The sequence below is a fragment of the Lewinellaceae bacterium genome (assembly GCA_020636135.1).
GTDB lineage: Bacteria > Bacteroidota > Bacteroidia > Chitinophagales > Saprospiraceae > JAGQXC01.
This window is the reverse complement of the sequence record JACJYK010000001.1, coordinates 2,390,148-2,410,280: the sequence shown is the minus strand read 5'-3', so window position 1 is coordinate 2,410,280 and position 20,133 is coordinate 2,390,148. Positions and strand designations below refer to the sequence as shown.

Here is a 20,133-nt window from a genome sequence, read left to right as displayed (position 1 = left end):
TGGCAATTAATTTGAATAAACGGTGAAAGATATCCGTTACATCGGGTTGGGAATAAATTATTAAATGAAATGACTGATTTTAAATAATTCAGTAGGGGAGTTAAGCGGTTGAATTATGATTTATCGGATGCCAGGAGGTACCACCCAATGAAGCCCAGGATGGGATCCAGGATGCCGAATGTAAGCAGAACATGGGGAAATACACAAGCCAAAGCAACCGGTATAAGCACCGCTGGAACCAGGATGATCCGATCGATCACTGTGGATACAACGAATGACCGTGATCCGGCTCTGCCACCAAAGAAATAGAACCAACCGACGATCGTCAGAAGCATACCGATTACCCGGAAAAGCATGGACTCATTCCCGACAAATGCTTCATCTCGAAACAAGGTTTGAACGACACCAGGCCAAGCTAAAATAAGTAGCCCATTTGCCATATAAAAGATGCCGCAAAATGTAGTATACCTGGATGGAGCTGTCGACTTCTGTGGTGCTGCCATCAAATCGGAAAGGAGAGACATAACAAACGGTTTTAATAACTTTGAATCTGAACACAATGAATATAATCAGTTTCGTGGCATGAAATGCTATTTATCGAACTTTTGGGTAATTGTATCGATTAAAAAAGTCAGGTATTCTGGGTTTTGCGAACTTACCAGACCAACTTAACTATTCCCAGACCATGAATAAACGTATGTTTAATTCAAATAAAAAATACAGCTACTCCGTACTCATCTTTATAGGTGCATTATTTAATCTGTTAGCTGTATTTAGAGAAGATAGCGGTGCCCTGGTAGCTGTAGGGTGCAGTTTGATTGTTCTGGGGATAGCTGCTCGCAAGAGGATCCAAGAATCATAAGGACTATTTTACCAATATTGACACTGATATCCTAGCATAAAAATTCATAGGAATCACTATAACCCATTTGTTTTCGCCATCATTCCGGTTACTGATAGGTTCAGTAAATTGTAGATCAATTGTGCCTTTAATTAGTGGCAATGCTATTTCGCCGCAGCTGTAGGATGCTGTTCGATACGTATCAGGTGAGAAAAAATACCTGATTTACACAATGGGGGAAATAGTTCTGATGGTCATCGGTATTTTGTTTATTTTATAAAACAACAACTGGAATGAAGACTGTAAGGGTCGCATCCCCGAGGCGTCTTATCTGGTTGAAGCCCAGGTGATCTTTTAAGAATTAGCACCTACTGATTTTTCTAAATAGTAATTGAATCATGCTGTTTGCGAAAATCATGAGTCCTTAAGTTTTCGGTAAAGGATACATTAAACCCGGAGTCCTAATCCATCCTGGTCTTGTGAATTGGCGATTGTACATCCGTCGTAACTAGCTTACAACTCACTGGGCATCACGCCAAAAGCATCTTTAAAGCTTCTCGAAAAATAGGACAGGCTGCTGTATCCAACACTCATGGCTACCTCGGTCACATTACCATGGCCTTGTTCCAAGAGATCTTTTGCGCGTGTAAGGCGGTATTCCCGGATGAGTTCATTTGGGCTTTTCCCAGTAATTGATTTCAGCTTGCGGTGTAATTGACTACGGCTAAAGAAGACGATTCCTGCGAGGTCCTCGACTGAAAAAAATTCATTGTCTATGTTATTCTCAATGGCTTTAGATACTTTCTCTAAGAAGCGCTGGTCGGCTGAAGTTACTGCAACCGAAGCAGGACCCATATGGATCATTCGTTGAAACTCACCCAGGGCTTCATATCGTTTCCGCAATCGCTGACGCTGATCCACCAGGTTACGGGCTTGGATGCGTAATTCAGCCTCATCAAATGGTTTCGTCATGTAGACATCAGCCCCAGTTTCAAGTCCAGCCATTTTGTGTTCTTGACCGGCTTTGGCTGTCAAAAGAATCACCGGAATATGGCTGGTCCGTTCGTTCTTTTTCAATGTCTCACAGAAAATAAATCCATCCATTTCAGGCATCATCACGTCGCTAAGAACAATATCGGGGGTAAGCTCTAAAGCCATATTAAGACCGGATCGGCCATTTTCTGCTGTTGCAATCGAAAAATCATTTTGCAATGTCTCTGCAATAAAACGACGTAAATCAGGATTGTCTTCTACAATCAACATGAGGGGCAATCCTTGATTTTTCGGGGATGCAGACAGCGTCGAATCGGTTTCGGTTTGTGTATTAGGATTAGCGTCACGAATGATCGCTGAGGAAAATGGCTGGGCTTGATCAATTTCTTCTTTCCGATAGAAATTTTGATCCACCGGAATACTTATTTTAAAGATCGTTCCTTTTCCTTGAGCGCTCTCGACACTAATCTGTCCATGATGTATCTGAACAAGTTCCTTTACCAAAGCTAATCCAATGCCAGTACCTTGATCCTCGGTACCCTCCACCTGGTAAAACCGTTCAAATATTTTTTCCAGTTCCTCCGGTGGAATACCGTTACCACTGTCCTCTATGGTTACTTTTAGCCGACCTTTTTCCAGTTGGGCACGAACGAAGACCTTTCCCAGGGTTGGCGTAAATTTGAATGCATTCGAAAGCAAATTGGTTACGATCTTTTCCAATTTGTCCCGGTCAAAATAATGAAGTGCACCGCCCGCAGGAAATTCGGTTTGAAAGTGTATCTGGCGCATCTCTGCCAGGCTTTCAAAACTGTAAACGAGTGCCCGCAAGAAAGGAACCACATCACCTTTGGATAATTGGAGGGACATACTCCCATTTTCCAGCTTCGCCAAATCAAGCAACTGATCGATTAGTTGTTGCAGCCGTTCTGCATTACGTCGCATGAAGCCTATATGCTTAGCTGGTACCTTGATATCGACTTTAGAGCTTTCTTCGATTTCAGCTAATTCACTTGCAGGAACTTGTTCCTGTGCTTTCTTCAAAGGCCCCAAAATCAACGTTAATGGTGTCCGGAATTCATGAGAAATATTAGCAAAGAAACGGCTCTTTATGGCATCGAGCTCAAGGACTTTATGCGCTTCTGCTTTAGAGCGTTCGTTGAGTTGTAATTTATAGGCTAAACCAAAGGTATAGATGACCATCATTCCCAATTGACCAATAGGCCAGGGTAAAAACTTTCCAAAATAGCCCATATTTGAGAGGATACCCAGAATACCAAATACCAACATCCAAATGGAACCGAAGGCGACAATTTTTGATAGGTATCCAGGTAAAAAAGCAATTCTGATCACCAAAATAAGTGTGCATGCGAATACCAGCCCATTTAACCACTCTAAACTTAATTGCCAGGAGAGGTCATGATTGAGTAGTGAAAGCGTCAAACAAAACAAACTACTTGCGAGAACAAAAATGGCTATCTGGTCCCACCGTTTTGAGTGTTCCCTCAGATTGACAAATGACCTGACAAACAAAACAAAAAACACAGAAAGAAGGTTGGTCATTAGATACCAGGCATATTCTGCTAACCATGGTCGCTCCGGAACAAACCATTTTACAAAAGGTAATTCCGTATGAATAATGCTATAGTGAAACATGAGCAGATAGCAAAAAATACTGAAATACAGATTTGCGTAATCTTTGTCGGCGAGAAAAAAGAAAAAACATAATAAACCTAAAATGCTAGTGACGCCCATGCAAAACGTCATGAGATTGGCAAGCCCTGTTTTATCTTTTGGTATCCCTAAGGTCTGTGGGCGGAGCTCCCACGATATGGTTTTTATTCCATCGAGGGGATTAAATACACGCACATAAATGGTTAACGTGTCTTCTTTCTCAACAGAAAAAGGAACTGCATTTGCCAAAGGCTGGTCGTAATAAGCACGCTCTCGTCGAGGTACAAAGTATCCATCCTTTTTACTTTCAATCTTACCATCCTGGTGAATGAAAAAGGCATCCATGTAGCAAAATTCAGCTGCATAAATGGACCGGTTGGATGATGACTCCAGGGATGGATTTTTCAGGAGCAGGAGCCAATCGGTAATTTGATCTTCAGCAATCAAATTTGTCTTTAACCAAAGAGCTCCTTGCGGTGGTACACGGTTGATGCTGTTTATTTCCGAGTTAAATGTTTTAGCCCTGACATCATCCAGCTGCATGCTTGCACTACTGTCAACCAACCATTCACCGTTGGAGTCGAGAGGATAGATCCGCAGTACATTTCTAATGATTACCGATGGGCTGGCATATCCAGAGGAAAGCAAGGTAAAAAGTGTCAAAAAAAAGAATGAAACGCGTTGCAAAGCCAGTGATTTAGCAATGGATTAAAGATATCAAGTATTTTTTATTCAAAACCGGCCATTATAGTTGTCCAGCTATCTTCATGAAGGGCCATAATCGTATTGCCAGCAGAAAGGAGTACGAAGACTTTATCTACTCCGTTCATGCTGCTGACCAACTCGTTTTGGAAGTTTTCCGATGAAAAAGTTGTTTGGCAATCAGGACTTGTCCCGCAATCAATGTCAGGTTATCCAAATGGGCAATCCAATCCACGCGGGGAATCCGACTTAAAGGAAAGCACACTGCTCCGATAACCAGTACCATGCCTGCTACCTTGCTCACTTTTCTAGCCCGTATCAATTGGATACCAATCATCAAAAGGCTGAGAGGGAAAAAGATCCCTGGAATGTAAAGATAGATCAGGGCTGGGAAGCCTATCCGTTCGATCAGTTGTTTGGATTCGTCCAGACTTTGCAGGCCCATCGCATCACTATAAATGCCATCCACCCCAAAATTGTTTCCAGCTACACAAGCATATACCGCCACAATAAATCCTATAATTGTGTATTGAGGAAATTCATTTCTTATGCTATAAAACATCCCCTGAAAAGCAATGATCCAAAGTACAAAGGCCACCACCTGAATGGTGCCGGCGGTCGCGGACAGCATACCATCTCGCCAAAAAAACTGCGCAATGGTAATAAGTAAAGGTGAAAAAAACATACAGAATACCCAGATGTTCTTTTGGAGCTGTGGAATTGAATTGTCCATTTGTTATTCAAATTTTAGAAGACTGTGAAAGTTGAAATAATTTGACGCTTCAAAGTTGAAGACAATACCTGTGTTCCATTTTCATTAGTGTCGCACAGGTTTGAATAATTGTGGCATGGCTTACTTTCAATAGCAATTCACAAAATATCCGATTGATAGTTCCATTTGATGTCGTCACTCGAGAAGTAGTAGTGACTTACACAGAATGGATTTAAATGGGATCTAAAGAATTATACATCAACGTAACTGTTCAGGATATAGATAGGTAGTGGAGATCTGGTAAGATGCATCTTGTATCATTAACAGGTAAATAGACCGGATTAAATGAGAAAGGTGTAATCCTTTTATGAAAATAATTATAGTCCTAAAGCCACCAATTCACCCGGATGTCCCACGGCACCCACTGCAACCACAATGTATTGCCTGCCATTGATGGAGTAGGTCATCGGGATGCCGCATTGATTGGCTGGTAACTCAATCTCCGCGATAATCTCGCCGGTAGCCTTATCCAGAGCGCGAAATTTGTTCCCGCCTCCTCCATCAGAAACATAAAGCCCCGAGCCCTCGCCGGCAAATAAGAGCGTCTTGGTTACCAGCAAGCCAACCCGGTCCGGGGTACCTGTACGGGGAATATTCAATCCTTTCAGCGCCGGGTTGTTTTTAATCCAGTCTGGCGAATCCGCATTGGCCACCATCCACAGATGCTCTCCTTTGTTCATATCGATCGCTGTGATACGACCGTAGGGCGGCTTCACCAATGGCAGACCATAAGGGCCTATCCGTGAACTGCCCAGGTATGCCATGTAATCCATATCCGTCCTTTCATCTCCACGTTCCAGACTCATCGGTCGCAGGACCGTACTGGAAGAAACATATAAAACCCCTGTTTCCGAGTCCAGAACGGCTCCCTGCCAGTTGGCGCCGCCTACTGCATCCGGAATGACCAAAGTTCCCAGTTGATCCGGGGGATGGTAGAGTGCAACCGGATTGTATATTGGCCCCTTATCATATTTTGCCGCAATTGCTTTCGCTTGCTCTTTGATCTCCGGGGTAAAATCAACGAGGATATCCTCGGAATAACCCTGGACATCAAATGGTGCAGGCTTGGAAGGAAATGGTTGAGTCGGAGAAGTTCGTTCCCCTGAGACTGTTGATTGTGGAACCGGTTTTTCCTCAATAGGCCAGATGGGCCGGCCATTCGTGCGTTCAAATGCAAAAACAAAAGCCTGCTTCGTCACCTGGATGACCGCTTTGACCGGCTTCCCTCCCACGGTGAGGTCTGCCAGGACCGGTGGTGCCGGCAGATCATAATCCCAGATATCATGATGCACGATCTGATAATGCCAAACCAATGCACCTGTTTTTGCATTCAGACAGACCAGAGAACTGGAATAAAGGTTATCTCCGGGACGATGGCCTCCATAAAAATCGCCGGTTGCCGCTTCCATGGGCAAATAGACATAGCCCAGTTCCGGGTCGGCGGATAAGGGTGCCCAGGCTCCGGCATTGCCGGTATATTCCCAGCTATTGTTTTCCCAGGTTTCCACACCCGGCTCACCCTTCTGGGGAATGGAATGAAAGGTCCATAATTTTTTACCTGTCCTTACATCAAAGCCCATAATATCACCGCGAGCCTGTTTTTTCGATTCAGGGGCCAATCCAACCGGAAAGGTCGACCCGAGAACCACAACATCATTGACGATGATCGGTGGAGATGTTGATCCGATGGGCGTGTTCTGGTCTACGTGTGGCCCCAGCGCTTTCTTGAGATCTACCACACCATCTTTACCAAATGGTTGGATGGGTCGCCCTGATTTCGCATCGAGTGCAACCAACTGATAGGCAGGAGAAATATACAGAATCCGGTCATGGCCTTCCGGACTTGCCCAGTAAGCGACACCACGGCCGGAATTTTGCCGGGGCACATAAGGCTGTCGCTCCCTTTCATCCAAATGAAATACCCACAAGGTTTCGCCGGTTTCAGCATCAATGGCAACCACACTGCGGCTGGTACCTGCGGTGGTGTATAAAATTCCATTGACCATCAATGGAGTGACTTTAAAATAGTATTCCGGACCCGGGCCAAAATTATCCGACTTCCAGCGCCAGAGGATTTTTAGACTTTTCACATTGTCCCGGTTGATCTGATCCAGGGGCGAATAATTGGTGCTCGCGTATTCACCCCGGTGCTGGAGCCATTCCGCTTCCACGGAATGCTTTCCACTGTCCAGGGCTTTCGGTTTAAATTGAAGACTGACACGGGTCGCTGACGGAGGTATGCCAAGTTTGAAGTGACTCAGGGGTTCAGCTTCATCAGGCAGCTTGGCATCACCCGACGGAAATCCATTGGCACTAAGTATAAATGCGATTAATGAGGCATAGGATGGATCATCCAGTAAGCCCGGATTAGCCTTGGGCATGGTTTTTTGGGTCAGCGTATACAATTGGGCCACTGTACTGTCCTTCCATTTCTCCAGGAAGTGGTCGCCCATCAGAGCCGTGCCACCTTCTGTTCCTCGCAGATCATTGCCATGGCACGCAACACAATGCAGATTAAATAACTGCTGCCCGTTCTGAACCTGGATTTGAGAAAATATTCCTGCATTTGCATCCTGCAATCCAGTCTGGGGCTTGTCATCATCTGAAGAAGCACACGATGAAATGAATGCAATAAGGATAAACAGGTGGAGGTATTTCAAAAACACAGAATTACGTTAAAAGATTGATCTAATGAAAAGTCATCTGAAGTAGCCGGTTAATTTGGTCTTCATCAAAATACTAATTTTTAGATCCGTTTATTGATAGAATTGGAAGCATCTTTCCTTTTTTTAAGTTTATACACCGGATGATTCCCGGATTTTAATTTTACGAATTAAATAGTTCTGGACTTTAAACAAAAATGATGAACAAGCTATGTCACTTGTTCATCATTCTGTTCTTTCAAATGTATTTATCCGGTTATCGGATCAGAATCATACGATGCGTCGCAATTTGTCCGTCTGACTGCATCAGAACATAATACATGCCTCCGGCCATTCCAGCCGTTGAATTAAATCGTATCTGATGTTCCCCACTGGCATAATATCCTTTTTCCTCATATACCATCTGACCCATAACATTAAAAATCTGAATCAGTGCATCCTTTGGTTGATCGAGCTCAAACCGGATGTTCGTGGCTTCGGCAAAAGGATTCGGATAGCTGGAAAGTTTAAATACATTATCCTGTCTGACCTCATTAATACTAACCACGATTGCATCCTTTACAATGATCAGTTCCGGGGCATCCAGGGAACCGACTTTGGTGCCATTGCTGAATTGGATTAAACCGGATAAGGCAACTCCTTCATAGAGGGTCAAGGCATTGCCATGCCATACCCTGAATTGCAACGTTTTACCGGCATCGCTGGCATTACCCTGAATTTTGATGATTGCCGCATAGAACGGACCTACAGCTTTAATATTCGCCAAGCCTCGCACCTGACCATCAATGAGTACCTGAATTTGATCCAACGAATCCACACTGGTCAGGTTAAAGTCTTCAAAACGCCAGTTGGCTACCAACTCCATCTCATTTTCTCTCTTTACAATGTTCTCGGTGGCAGGCGGCGGAGGTAAAATGGTTGCTTTAACCTTGATCACCGGGATTCTGCCTGCCATACCTGTGATGGCGATGTCGTCGGTATAATCTCCGGGAGCCCGGTTGCCATCGATGGAGAAGTTGATTGTCTGACCTGCAGCCGGAATCACCAAATTATTCATCGGGTCCATTGTTAACCAGGCACTGGAACTGGCATCCGCCCGTGTCAGATTTAAACCGGTAACCTGGTTTCCGGTCGTATTGTAAATGAGTGCTTTTTTGGTTATCTGATCACCCTGGTACAAGCGAACCACGATTTCCTGTTCCTGCCAGTCCGCTTGTTGCGCGATGACTTTGAAAGGCCATTCAATATCCTCAGCTACATTTCCGGAAACATCCGGGACATTCCGATAAATGGCAACCAGCGTATGCCCATCATAAACCCTGAGGTCTTCTTTTGGTTGCAGAATCAGTTTGCCGTTGTTACAGATCAAGTCAAAGGCAACCGGCACATCACCCGCAGTGCGATCCAACAACTGGAAATTGTTAACTATAGAGCTTGGCGTGCTGATAAGTCCACAGCTTAAATCGCGACTGTAGCTCACAGATATTTCATCACCATTGACCCATACCTGATCAGCCGGTTCGGGAATACCTTTCAGAATCAGTGCGCTACGTCGGATGGTACCGGTTATTTCTTCAGAGTAGATCTGACCACCTGTTGCACCGCAATTTGATACCGCTCTTACCAGATAAGTTCCGTCCGGGTAGCGATCGTATTGACCCGTGATGTCCCAGTCAAAATAATAAAATGGAATATCATCCAAAGCAAACGTGCTATAGGCTGCTTTAATGTCTGCAACCGGAATTTCTGTAAATTCAACCCAATCAGCATCAGCTCCGATTAGTCGGTATTGTAATTTTACATTGCGCAGATTGGGATTGTTGACTTCCAGATCATAAATTTTAAATGCCAGGTGCTCGCGATCATCGGCTTGCCGGGTATTGACGCGGTTGACCACGAACTGATTCAAAGGAGCACCCAGTGAGATCTGACTGCAAGGTTGCTGGAATCGTACGGTAATATCTACGAAAGCGGCTGACTGCAGCTCAAAACGCGTGTCTTCACCATCACAATAGGGTTGCAACCCAATACGAATGTTTGGAAACTCATAGAAGTTACTTAGTGCGTTTCGGGCAATGGAAATAAACAACTCTTTTTCTTCTGATCCGGTGATGTCCAGGCGAACTTTCCCATCTCCGCCCAGCTGTGTATTGGCCGCTTCAATTCGGGCATTGTAGATGTTATTGGTGGCATATATGTCCACGATGCGGTTCAGGTTCAAATTGGTAATGTTTTTGATCTTCAGTTTAAACTGCACAAAACCATTGGCAGGGATGTTGTTTTTTGCCAATGATGTGCCGGTAGCCCCTGTCTCCGGGTCGATCAACACCATGCTGAAATTATCGATGGCCAAAGGTCCATTATCCCGGGAGGAGAGCGCTTTTTCCGTTGGGCAGCTGCTTTGGCCGCCGGTCAGGGCAAAATAGGGTGTGTGGTTGGACATCGGCGAGGGAATGATGGTCACCGAAAAGTTGTCATCCTGATCGTCATCCTTGAGACTTACGGTGATGTTGGACGATTTGGAATTTTCTTCAACCTGGTTGGTTTGAAAATTCGCCTCTGATGAAAATGCGGCTCCTACTTTGCCTTCACCTTCCACAATACTGGTGATCAATCCAAATCCCACTTTTGTATCGGTTGCAGTATATAGCCCTGCCGCACCGTCCAGGGTATAAAACCGATTAAACTCAATATCGGTTGAGGCTGCACGGGCAGCGGTATAACTAAATTCACGGGACAATCCTCCGCTGATTGAAAGATTGACGATGGAGGTATCTGTGGCATTTTCATACAATCTGGTCAATGCCCGTTCTGCTTTCTGGTACTCAGCCATGCTGAAATCCAGGTCTCCATTGTCAAATGCACCGATATCAGCTCCTTTGAAGGTTTCCAACACGGCGGTAACGTTTCGATATTTATTAATCAGGTCATCCGTCCAGATGATTCGGTCATTGAGTACAAATTTGTCTGCCTTATAGACACCGATTTCTCCGCAAAAAGCATTGCGCCAGGCGTCGTAACGGGCTTTATTGGCTTCCGAAAGTCGATCCCGGTATGCGTTGTCCGTACATAAAATATAGTGAGGTAATGTATTGATATCGTGATATTCCAGGATCTTTTGCCAACTGGCGATCTCACTACCTACTTTCGTGATTGCATCCTGTTCACGATATAAGGTGCCGTCCGGATAGCGATACGTGAGACTTCCTTCACGTAACAGCAGGCTGTCCTGCTTCAATTGCTTGATCAATTGTTCTATGAATCCCACTGTATAGTTCCATTCTGTCGAAACGCCATCGGCACTAAAGCCCAGATCGGTATACAATTGAATGCTGTCACATTTAACCACCCGGACACCCTGAATGACCCCATAAGATGAAGCTAGCCCTAGTCCCACAATTACATCAGCTGCTCTGCCGGTAAAGTCCGCATCGTCTGAAGTGGAAATGGTTTCCGTTGTTTCAATGTTTAAGCCAAACGTTCCGGTGGTGGCGCTATTGGTACCATATTGAATGTTTTGCTCGGTGAAAAATCCAATGGTTGCAAAGGCCAACGCGATATCAGCGAAAAATCCACCGGATGCGGAGCTTCCACTATTGAAGGACAATTGTGAATTGATCACACTACCTTTTTCAATAGAGGCAAAACTACCATCACCTGGAGGATCCCGCAGAATAAACAAGGGTAATTGAATTTCTCCATCTTTCTTGTCCAATTTAATATTCAACCCGGCACCAGGTAAGGCCGTTGATCCTTCCACGATCATCGGAATGGCACGTTCTGCGAGAAGACTATTCAGTTTTGAGAAATACTGAACATTGATTGTCCAGATATAGGGACTGATGAGGTTCGGTCCGGCAGCCGTAAACTCATAAACCGGAAAGCCGTTTTGAAAATCCAGACGGATGGGGCCGGCATTCAGGGCGCCAGAATTTCGGATCACCAGGTAGCCTTCTTTTACATCGCAGGTGTTGTTGTCGTGATTTTCAACCACACTGAAGTTCATCCGGTAGCTTTGCCCCTGAGCGGTGATTGCCGGCTGAGTCGTTTCACCACAAAAATAGTTCGAAAATGCACTGCTGTTGAAAACGATATCTGCCCTGGTATGGTACGTAAATTCCACCGAGGGGATCACCGGCTCATTCAAGGCTGCTTCCTGGTGCAATTGTGCTAATTTCAGATAAAAGGGTCTTACTTTCAGATAATCCAGGGCCTTAACTCCGAGCTGGGATGGGGTTGCGTCTGCAATCCCGGTTACGACGATCTGGTAATCTTTAGGCGTTAAATTGATTTCCGTTTTTCCGTTTATCCGGGTTACAATCGTAGTATCCACACAAAGATCCAACGTGAAAATTCGAACTTTGAACAGGGTATTGTCCACCCGGTTGCCACAGCCGTTTTGGACAGTGATCGGAATGGAATATTCCAATTCATCTTTGAAGTCCACTTGGCTGATTAACTGTAAATTAGTGAAGTTGGTTATTTCGATTCCTGCCGGATTTTTTTTGATGACGGCCTTGGGATTGTCCGTATGGGATGTCCTGTATTGATGCCGGACCAAACCAAACATAGTAGAATCATGACCAACTGCTTTGGTCTGCACATCTGCGATCGAAATTCTGATTCTTTCCAGTTGTGGAACATCCGGATTGACTATCAATGAATAATAACCTTTCTCATCGGTACGGGCAGAATCCTTTAACATTTCCTGTCCATTGACCAGTTGATAATAGCGAACGACCTGATCCTCCAGGCCACACGCAGACCCTTTAGCGGATACTGTTCCTTTCACCACAAAACTGGTGTTGTCGAACAGAAGTACATTCGTTTTATTGGGTTCCTGAATGGATAACAGAACGGGTTTGACAGGATCAAATTGATGGTTCTTATACGAAGCAGTCAGAACATACTGGTTGCCATCTTCCTCAAACAACAGATCTTCCAGGAAGAATTTGCCTTCTGCATTGGTAACCACGGACTTTTGGACGAACTGATCGGATAGGATGCTTGTAGCAGTGATCGTAACCCCGGGCACGCCGATCGAAGCGTCCGCTTTTACCAGGACACTGCCAGAGATTCTGCCGATGGCTCTGGAATATCCTTCGTCAGATGCTGGCTCCAGGGGGATATCCACTAATACGCCATCTTGTTTACGTGCGTAATTTTGGATTAATACAACCGTGTACGTATATCGTTTGCCTGGGATTGCCGATTTATCGGCGATGGACTGGCTTTCGTTAAAACTGCGTACATTTTTAGCCACTTCCCCGATCAATTCCTCATCGCGGTATATTTTGAACTTATAATCGCTTCCAGGATTTTTGCTGTCATCCAGCGACCAGGATATTTCGGTATTGTCTTTGGTTCCATCGGTAGCGGTTACACTGGCAAAATAGCCCTCATTGCCCTGGAATCGCACCAGGGTTAATGCACCCACACCATTTCCCGGGATAGGAACAGGATTATTATAAGGATAACGGGAGGCAACCGATCCAGGTTGGAAGGGGAAGGACCTGCCAGGTGCTCCAATGGCCAGATGTGTTTCATTCACTGCAATTGCTTTGCCAAAACCTGTCGTATCCAGAATGGAAATCGTGCGTTCGAAAGGGGGGATGCCTGGTACGGATTCAATGTACGTTATGGTATCTATCGGTGGGGTATAGTAAGAATAGAAGCTTGGGCCACAAGGTTGAAAATTCGTCAGTGATGTTCCACAATCAGAGGATGGGAAATCAAATAATTTAGATGGAAAATCCGCATAGCTATTAAAAAAACCGACTTGAGTACCCGCATAATTATTGAATAACACATTGTTAGGATTCGGTGCGGACAATAATTGAGCGCGGTTTTCTGGAAATGACATGGACGTGTACATTCCATACCTGCCACTAGGTGAAAAAGTACTGCTATAATAGGAACCGTATCCTTCAGCAATATCTGTAGCCCTTGCTAATTCGCTCGTCCCTTCCTTTTGATTGATGACAGTTAGATCATAATTATTTGTCAAATCGGTCAATTGTTCCGGGTAGGTGACCAATCCATTATCCTTCAATTTTAAAAGACCTAGATTAATTTCACCCACATAAGGAACCACATTATTATGAATTTCTTCAGGAAGTGTTTCGGTTGTCCAAGTGTTACCATTTAGTGTAAACGCGTTTATTTGCAACTTGAAGAACCCATCCAAGGGATTTCCCGCTACCCTGGTAGTAACCAATCTTCCTTTATGTAAAACAATTGACTGGCCTTCCCGGAAGGCGGTTACCGGCAATGGATCTTGCGCATAATAAGAAAACGGGGGTTCATTGGAATATCGCGTCATTCCGGTACCAGGTATTCCCCAGTTCTGTGCACGATATCTGGAGTCACCACTCCCGGCGCCCTCATAGTGCCAAGCGTATTTAAATGGATTGTTGTGATTGAGCTTGATTTGTTGCCAGGTTCCGTTAACATGCCTGGCGGTATAGTAATTAAAATCAGCAGGTCGGGAAGTTGGATTATCCGGACGATTTGGATAATTGGCCATACTCGCCACTACCAGGTCATCGCTGATGGAGACATCAAATCCCAGTTCCAAACTGTCATAATTTGATTGATAAACGAAAGGTGGATCGGTCAGCCAGGAACCATCCCTGAATTCATAAATGGCGATTCGACCCTGGGCAAGCTGGTATTGAGGAGCCCCAACAACCAGGAAATTTCCGGATAGATCAACAGAATGACCGAACCGCTCACCCGCCTCAGAACCTCGTATCACTTCGAATTCCTCAAAGGAGAAAGCGGGTAAATTGTATTTATAAATATGCACGGCTCCGGCACCATTTTCAAGAGGTGCACTGACTACCAGCCAGTTATCCGTCATTTTGATATCCCAACCTAGCTCATCAGCTACTCCACTGCCTGCTACGGCTTGTTCCAATACTTCACTTCCAGACTGTGCATGGATACTGACACTTCCCTTGTATACGATACCTTGGATGCGTTTCACCGCTGACAGTGTAAATGTATGACCGACAGCGGGCATGGGGTTAACGACCTTATACCGGTGCTTACGCAGGTTTTTTTCTATTTGTACTATTGGTTCTCCATTACCCGGATCCAGTTCAAAACGATCTATTGAATTTTCATTGGCATAATCCCAAGTAAATTCAATGATGTTGAAAGCGACATGGTTGTTGCCAACCAGATTGATGGGTGGGGCGATGTCGGGATAGACAACGGATCGGGTAGGAGAGGTGATGGCAGAAGTGTATTGCACTGCATTTTTGACGGCTTCTGCCTGTATACCGTAATAATACTCGGTACCAGGGACACCACTGCGGTCTTCAAAGACAAATGCACCGGCGTTTTCCTGTTGTATGTAGATGGTATCGATGATCTGTGCTGGCGTCAAAGAAGGAGTCGTATTACGATAGATATAAAATTTATCCACTTCATGGATCTGATCCTGATATACGGGATAACTGAAACTGAGTTGTACCGTGCCGTCGTTGACGATCCGTTGGATGAAGAGGTCAAAAGGTTGTGCAATTTTGGGGAAATTGATGTTTGACTTACGCCGGTTGGATTCAATCAGGAGTCCGATAGAAGTCTTGATTCGCGCTGAGACTTCATATTCGGATGGGTTGTTGGGTATTCCGGAGAAATCAGCAAATGTTCGCTCGGTTTTATTTACCATCCCAACCAACAGTCCATTTCGGTAAATGTTAAAGCCATCCACTGCAGAACTCGTATCCGGATAATTCCAGTTGACCTGTACAAAGTTTAGTGTATAATTATTATCAGTCAGGGGAGGGTTGCTATAGGTTTCCAGGTTAACTGGGTTGGCTGAAGCAGCTACGGCCAGGGTAAGATTTTGCACCTGGGCCACCAATGGATAAACCACCTCGATGTCTGCAGGTTGTGAAAATTGCAGTAACGTATTTCCTGTCAACCCCGTCAATTCTTCGACAGCGATCACCGTGTACCGGTAGGTTTCCCCAGGTGATCCGTCCCGATCTGTAAATATCAATGCACCGCCAACCGGGACCTGGGCAACCGGTTCGTCGTTTCGCAGCACCTGATAGTACGTATGGTTATCATATTTGTGACTCCATTGAACGACCACCCGGTTGGTGCGGGTATCCGGCGTTGCCGATAGGTTGGTTGCCGGCAACAGATTCGGTACCAGTGCATCGGTACGTACATAGGCCGAGACCAGTCTTCCCCGGCTGCTGTTCTGGTAGGTCCTGATCAGATAGCCATATTTGACCCCTGATCCTACTAAAGAATCCAGGAAAACACGTTCCGTCTGTTTCGGTATAAAGGCCAGCACATCAGTTCCCCGCAATAATTCAATGCCATCGTACCGGTCACTACTGGTATTCCAATGCAGGATAAGGTGACGGTTTACCGGATCAGGTGTTGCAATAAATGAGGTAATTGCGGCAATTGAATCAAAGGATGCAGGTATCACACCAGCATCCCCAAAGTCAACCTCATAATCATCCTGAAGACCGATCTGAAATCTTTTTACGGGTATCGTTAATTGGGCGTTAGGATGCGCGGCCGTTAAAGTTATTTCCTGTCCTATGATCTGGGGCAGTCCGGTGATCTCGTAATAACCGGTTGAATCGGTAAATGCTTCTCTGATCCCCGGTCCTCCGGGTGTAATTGACATGGTAATTAACGCTTTATGAACACCCATTCCTGTTTGTTCATTATAGACCATTCCAGACACTTTCTTGACACTAAGCAAACTTCCCTTTGCCACCAAACTGAATGACTTCTGGCCGTTCAGGTTCCCGGTAAGGGTATAGGTGTAAATCTTACCCGGCATCGCCGTATAGTCGTAATAGCTTTCTACATCATTATTCACTGTATCCAGGACGATACCATCACGGGTAATGACCTGGTCGGCCAGATTTTCATTTTGCCAGCATAATTTAACGTGCGTTCGCAGGTCATTGGATGCGGTAAAATTCGAAGCTTTTTCAATGGGCGCATTGGAAACCATCGTCTCATCAGAAGATTGTTGGCTGGCTCCTGCACGCTCGGATTCGAAAAATTTACCATTCACCAGACGATATGCACTGAGCTTAATCTGCGTATTGGCCTGGGCAATTTCCGCAGCATAATTGGCATAAAATATAGTAGTACGGGCGGTTGCAGCAATGGTATCCAATCCTTTTCCACCACTTCCATAGAGGATAAATCCATCAAAGTTAATCACTTTGGTGTCGTACGCCCAATCGACGTTGAGCGTAACCAGCGCTGTCTTTTGTCCTGTAGATTCCTTCTGCGTACTGGTTTTTGGGAATACATTGGTTGGAGCAGGTAAAACGGGGAACACAACCGTGTTCGTTGTGACAGGATCTGATTTTAATGTCTGGACCGGGCTTTGAAGAAACGACCTGACTTCATATTGATAAGACGTATTTTGATCACCCTGATAGTCCGTCCATTCAAGCAAGCGGTCTTTAAGAATGGTTGCCAGTATCGTACTTGTTCCATTCTGAATGCGGGCAATCTGGTAGCCGGTGAAATTGTAGTTGTCAACCGCCGCTTTTTCCCACGTGATCTTTATGGCAGGGGTCCGGTTATCGGCAAGAGCATTTACATTTTTTGGTGCAGGCAAGTGGGGGCAGGTGAATACGCCCATTACCGAATTAGTCGCTTCAGATTCGGTTGTTAAATCCTCTACAGTGCGGAAAGAAGTAATCGAATACTCGGTGACCGCACCAGGCACAGGATATAAATCAGTATAGTTATTGGTACTTGCAGGAAGCTCAGCGATTAAGGCATTGTTCCGGTAAATCCGGTAACCTGAATTGTTATCGGAGGTGTGCATCCATTCCAATTCAACGAGCCCCAGCCCTGCATTCAATGTGGCCGTAAATACCGGCACTGCAGCAACTTCCGGATAAAGTTCCTTTATTTTCTTTTGCTGATTACTCAATTGGGATCCGTTGATCTGATAAGCCTTAATGATGTAATCGTATTGTTTGCCCGGCGCACCGGTTTGATCGATAAATGAGCCGTTGAGCTTGTTACCGGATGCATCCTGGAAGATAAGCGTTGCATCGCGCAAGACTTCAATGATGGTGTTGGCGGCATTGGATGTGACTTTCCAATTCAAAGCTACCTGGTCTTGCGCTGCCTGGGAGGTGCTGGTAAAGGATGTAACATCAATTTGAGTAAATCCAGGATTGTAATTATAAGCATCAAACAAAATGATATTTTCAGCAATTGGATTCACCTTGGAGATACTGATATTTATCCCATTCGGTGAATAATCGTGCAAACTTTGCGGTAATGCCCGGAGGGTAAAGGTGTCGACAATACCATATGCCAGATCATCAAACAAAAAGGTTCCATGGTTATTGGTCGTGGCCGTAAGTTTGTTACCAGAGGTTTTTGAAGTCAATTCCAACACGATGCCCTTGACCGGGAATTCCCCGGACCGGGTAAGTACTTTGCCACTGATGCGACCATTGGGCGGAACACCTCCCTGATCATAATCGGAAACTATGGCTTTTCCTGCACGAAACAGTTTTAATTCATATTCGATTGCTACTCCGAATTCGGGATCCAAATCAGCATAATTCGTTTGGTCTGAGGCCAATTGGAATATCACCTCTCCTTTGCGAAGGATTTCCAATTTATCGGCATAAGCACTCAGGTTGTTCCAGGTCAGGTTGACCCGATCTTTCAACAAGGAGGAGATGTCGGAGGCCTGAAGATTGATGGGAATGGTGCTTCCGGAAGTTCCTATCTGAGTTACGAATTCCGCATTATCGGGTCCAATTCCAACCAATGCATAGGTATACTTAGCTCCATTTTTGATGCTTGTCGGGCTGCCATATTTAAATGCATCTGCGTATGCATACAGAATCCCCCGATTGAGAGACGACAAATCCACCGGAAGATCCACTTTGACTTGTTGGGCATTCGTCCTTCGCACCAGATATCGTGTGATCCAATCCGAATTATTTCGCCATCCGATGTCTATCCTTTCAATTTCGTTTGTCGATACCGATAGCAGGTCCGGTTTTTGATAAACAAGGGTTTTACCAACCGTTTCCAATTTGCCACAAGCAGCATCTCCATCTATATCATTACCACCTTTAAGCTCTAATTCAAGGGTGTAACCAACTAGTTTATTTGGACCAACCCGGTCTCTGAATTTGCCAATAATCGGTTTGTAATCCGGGGTAGGGATGTACGGGACTACGATGGTTAGGGCGTTTTGATTGACCACAGCCAGTTGAAAAGTTTGAGTTTTTCCATCGTAACTGGAAGCTTGATCCTTGATAAGAAGGGTGGTAGTCAACACTCCATTGTTATCCTCAAATTTCTGATCGACGTTCGGAGTTGCCTGCAACCGGATGATCAGGTTTGCCTGATTGTTATCGATGTTGAGATAGTTGGCTTTAATTTCTTCTTTGGTTCGAAGCCGGTCCCAAACCCGGAATTCTGCAAAGAAAAACCGGGAGGTAATTGGTATCGCCGCAAAGGATGTCAACGGAATTTTTACGTCCACAGTAGCTTTGAAGTCTCCGTTCAGGTAAATTTGCGTTTGATTGAGACCATTCCCCGTGAATGCAAGGTGCTGCCACTTGCCTTTTTTGATCGGGAGGGGGCTTGAAATGAATGGCTGGTTATCCTGACTCTTTTTAATTTTGACCACGTACTGATCACCCTGTTGCTCAAGTTGGATGTACCCATTGCCCGTTACATCCTCTATCAGATTGGCAGATGAGGCGTCAAGATTGATCCAGAATTCCAGGGTATAATTATTGATTTTTTGGATCACCGAGTCATCCGCAAAGCTGTATCTCAATTTCTGGTTATCGTTTTCACCTGCCATGATTACCTCAAAGCTGGGTTGTGGGGGACCATAGAAACCACTTAAATCCGTGTACTTGACCTCCTCAATCAGGCCTCTGCCATCATCGGCTTTAATCTGGATAGCTAATTCATCATATTGCAAACCGTAGTCCAGCAAGCAGGGATCCACGGGGATCATCCAGTTGAGGTCTATATGCGCGTCGGACGAATCCACCGTCGCAGACAGGGTTTGGGTAAAAAGTTGTCCTGGAAGTAGTATCAGGAAAAGGAGTAGAGGTGTATAAAAATAGATCAATCTCATCTTCAAGCGTTTAAAATGGAATCTGAAAGGATACGCAACAAGCTAGCTTTAATGTGAACAAAACACATTGTTCATTGACCAAAGCTCGGGCAAAACATGCCGAATTAGGGATATTATTGTCCCGACAAATTAAATGTTGATACGACCGGATGCCAGCATCCTTGGAAGTGATTGGGCTGGTTTGAACCAGGTGAATGACCATGCATCGATGGTAGGAAGGAGTAAAAGTTGGTTTTCATCTTGGGGTTATTTTGGTTTCAAGCCTTACGCTGTGATCAATTTACCTAAATGTTTTAGAATCGCAAACAAAATTCAAAAATTGACCGGGTCTGCGAAATAGGCCATTTTATCCCTGGGGAAA

Annotated in this window: 5 protein-coding genes; all 5 read right to left on the bottom strand. The window is 45.0% G+C overall.

Translation table 11 applies throughout. From position 1 onward, the window contains the following. Window positions 1-113: 113 nt before the first annotated feature. Window positions 114-524 (bottom strand): hypothetical protein, encoded by a 411-nt coding sequence (locus H6570_09100; protein ID MCB9319427.1) that lies wholly within the window; start codon window positions 522-524, stop codon window positions 114-116. An 830-nt stretch (window positions 525-1,354) separates the two neighbouring features. Further along, window positions 1,355-4,192, bottom strand: coding sequence for a response regulator (locus H6570_09095; protein ID MCB9319426.1), 2,838 nt, complete (start codon window positions 4,190-4,192; stop codon window positions 1,355-1,357). A 139-nt stretch (window positions 4,193-4,331) separates the two neighbouring features. After that, window positions 4,332-4,892, bottom strand: a complete 561-nt coding sequence (locus tag H6570_09090; protein MCB9319425.1) for a hypothetical protein — start codon at window positions 4,890-4,892, stop codon at window positions 4,332-4,334. Window positions 4,893-5,296: 404 nt separating this feature from the next. After that, window positions 5,297-7,639 (bottom strand): PQQ-binding-like beta-propeller repeat protein, encoded by a 2,343-nt coding sequence (locus H6570_09085; GenBank protein ID MCB9319424.1) that lies wholly within the window; start codon window positions 7,637-7,639, stop codon window positions 5,297-5,299. Between the two features lie 259 nt (window positions 7,640-7,898). Beyond that, a complete protein-coding gene (locus H6570_09080; protein ID MCB9319423.1) occupies window positions 7,899-19,772 on the bottom strand; it encodes a T9SS type A sorting domain-containing protein in 11,874 nt (3,957 codons plus the stop codon). Between the last annotated feature and the right edge of the window lie 361 nt (window positions 19,773-20,133).

What these genes read in the sequence shown, in the direction of transcription:
- H6570_09100 (MCB9319427.1), bottom strand. Translation starts at nt 524, where the DNA reads ATGTCTCTCCTTTCCGATTTGATGGCAGCACCACAGAAGTCGACAGCT.
- H6570_09090 (MCB9319425.1), bottom strand. Translation starts at nt 4,892, where the DNA reads ATGTTTTTTTCACCTTTACTTATTACCATTGCGCAGTTTTTTTGGCGA.
- H6570_09080 (MCB9319423.1), bottom strand. Translation starts at nt 19,772, where the DNA reads ATGAGATTGATCTATTTTTATACACCTCTACTCCTTTTCCTGATACTA.